Origin of the sequence: Gilliamella sp. Imp1-1, from assembly GCF_001690415.1 — a bacterium.
Lineage (GTDB): Bacteria > Pseudomonadota > Gammaproteobacteria > Enterobacterales > Orbaceae > Gilliamella > Gilliamella bombi.
In genome coordinates this window covers 1-2,391 of record NZ_LZHK01000029.1, presented here as the reverse complement: position 1 = coordinate 2,391, position 2,391 = coordinate 1, and the positions used below count along the sequence as shown (strand labels likewise).

Annotated in this window: 4 protein-coding genes; 2 read left to right on the top strand and 2 right to left on the bottom strand. The window is 34.8% G+C overall.

Annotated features, from left to right (window positions below):
* The coding region (locus tag A9G38_RS02820; protein ID WP_141671665.1) for an integrase core domain-containing protein at positions 1 to 336 on the top strand (336 nt) is incomplete at its 5' end.
* Here the strand turns inward: A9G38_RS02820 and A9G38_RS02815 are convergent.
* A complete protein-coding gene (locus A9G38_RS02815; protein WP_141671701.1) occupies positions 313 to 681 on the bottom strand; it encodes a hypothetical protein in 369 nt (122 codons plus the stop codon). The two genes, A9G38_RS02820 and A9G38_RS02815, sit on opposite strands and share 24 nt — an antisense overlap.
* A gap of 11 nt (positions 682 to 692) precedes the next feature.
* Positions 693 to 1,424, bottom strand: coding sequence for a DUF4123 domain-containing protein (locus A9G38_RS02810; protein WP_034915644.1), 732 nt, complete (start codon positions 1,422 to 1,424; stop codon positions 693 to 695).
* A 382-nt stretch (positions 1,425 to 1,806) separates the two neighbouring features.
* On the opposite strand from A9G38_RS02810, the gene A9G38_RS02805 reads away from it, so the two are divergent.
* Positions 1,807 to 2,391 (top strand): HTH domain-containing protein (locus A9G38_RS02805; RefSeq protein ID WP_081297946.1); only part of this gene is annotated, 585 nt, incomplete at its 3' end.

The window sequence follows — 2,391 nt, the reverse complement described above, 5'->3', positions numbered from 1 at the left end:
CAAATTAAACTGCCATTATCAAAATTGGATTTATTTCATTCAGACCGAGGCAAAGAGTTTGATAATCGGTTATTAGAGGCGTGTTTTAAGACATTTAATATCACGCATTCATTAAGCAAGAAAGGGGGTCCATATGACAATGCGGTAGCGGAAGCGACATTTAAAACAATTAAAACGGAATTTGTAAAAGGCCAACGTTTCAACTCAACGGCTGAATTACAACGCGCTTTTTCGGCTTATGCTTATTGGTATAATCATAAACGATTACATTCTTCGTTAGGCTACTTGCCTCCCGTTGAATTTAAAAAACACTTACCCCTTAATTTTTTTGTTTGAAAATGTGTTGCCATTCCAAGAGTTTTGAGCTAATTCTTGGCTGGTTTTTCTTAATTCCTCTGGAGAAACAGAGGTTCTGTTACGAAGCTTTTCAGCTATTACTTGGTTTTGCTCGTATGATAGGTGATTAGCCTGATATTGTGGGATGATGTTCGTTCCCATAATACCTTGTTCTTTGAGAAATTCATGATATTTTTTTATCGCTTTATTTTTTAAAATCCCATCTTTGTAAACGCTTTCCCCATCAATGGGCGTAGCTAAAATACTTCTAAAGCGCTCTAAAACTGGTTTAAATATTTTGTCAGTTATTTCTTGAACATTATTCAGTTTTGTTAGATCAACCATCTTTAATTCCATTATTCACTTTGTTGTTTTAATTTTAATATAAGTTTTCCTAAACTATTTTCTTCTGTAGATTCCTTTGAATTAAGCCATTTTTTTATTTTGAGTTCTAATGAATCAAATTCAAAAGCAAAATAAATCTCAGGATGAGATTGTTGTAAGTATTGCAATATATTTGTTAAATATACATTTTTATTTATTGCTACTATAGCGTCAAGAAGCTCTTTCGGTACCTGCCACCAAGGTGATGTCTGTACAGCTTGTTCAAACGGCACATGCACCACATGCGATTGGTGATTAATCCAGTAAAAGGCAAAGGCAGGGAGCACGTCTTGCCAGCTATCGGTAAAATAATCGAGCATGATTGACAGGTACTCACCATCCCAATAGCGAAAAAATACTGTTTCGCCATCGGGCATTATGGCTTGGGTTAAGCTGCGTAAATGCGCGCAGATGTCTTCAAAGGGTAAATGAGAGCGTGCTAACCAGCCCCAGTCTTTATACTCGGTGTTGTTTACCCAATCTAAAAAAGGACTGTGCTCATCAAGCCTAACTAGCATAGGCATTACTGAAAACCAGTGCTCGTAAGGGGTGCCAGTATAAAGGCCATAAGGCGTTTGCGAGCCATCGGTAATATAGTAGTTTTTAACGGCTTGCGCATCACTGACGTTAGAAAGTACCGCATATAAAGGCATGGATGAGGTGGCGGTAATGGTGCGCCAGTTAGCTAGTTGCATATCTAGCATAATCCACTCCTTGCATCGAACAATAAAATGGGGAATGCCAAAAATCTGTTCAGCCTATAAAATAAAAAAAAGAATATTTAACATGATGTTTCATCACTAAAGCCATACAACCAACAACCTGCTTCATCATATTTACCAAAATGCCTTTAGAAAATGTTAAGAAACCGAAAATTAAATGTATTTGCTTATTTAAAATACGTTATTTTTGTTATTGAAACAATATTTTTGAATGATATTATTTCAATAATCTTTTTATAGCGCTTATTGTTGTATAAATTATTTCGTTTATTTAACATCGGTATTATTGATATAATCTATTAGTTTATTGCTTAACTTGTAGGATTTACTAGCATTGTTTACAGTAATTTGAGAAACTACTGTAATGAATATACATAAAAAAACAAAACTAACGGCTTATCACAGACAAGAGATATGGCGCTTATATCATAAAGAAAAAATAACGGTCACTGATTTGGCAAAACGCTTTATGGTCAGTCGGCCTACCATTTATAATGTACTAAAGAAAGCCCGATTGAAGCTTTTTGTGCCTTTAACCAGTAAGAATGAACGTTATAAAACCATTCGTTATGGAATTAAACGTCTGGTTAAAGTCGAAAAATCGATTGAAGATAAATTAAGACGGCAAGCTAAACGCTATAACAAAACCTATCCGGGTGAAATGTTACACGTTGATACCAAACGTTTACCTTTACTTAAAAATGAAACGAAACAGCAAACTAGAGAATATTTATTTGTCGGTATTGATGATTTTTCACGTGAGCTTTATGCGGGTATTTACCCTAATAAATCCCAATTTAGCGCGGCACAATTTTTACAAAACGATTTGTTAACCCAATGTCCTTATACTATTGAATGTGTTTATTCCGATAATGGACGTGAATATCAAGGCACCAGCGAACACTTATTTGTTAAAACGTGTAACAACCACCGTATTAATCAAAAATTC

What these genes read in the sequence shown, in the direction of transcription:
- A9G38_RS02815 (WP_141671701.1), bottom strand. Translation starts at nt 681, where the DNA reads ATGGTTGATCTAACAAAACTGAATAATGTTCAAGAAATAACTGACAAA.
- A9G38_RS02810 (WP_034915644.1), bottom strand. Translation starts at nt 1,424, where the DNA reads ATGCTAGATATGCAACTAGCTAACTGGCGCACCATTACCGCCACCTCA.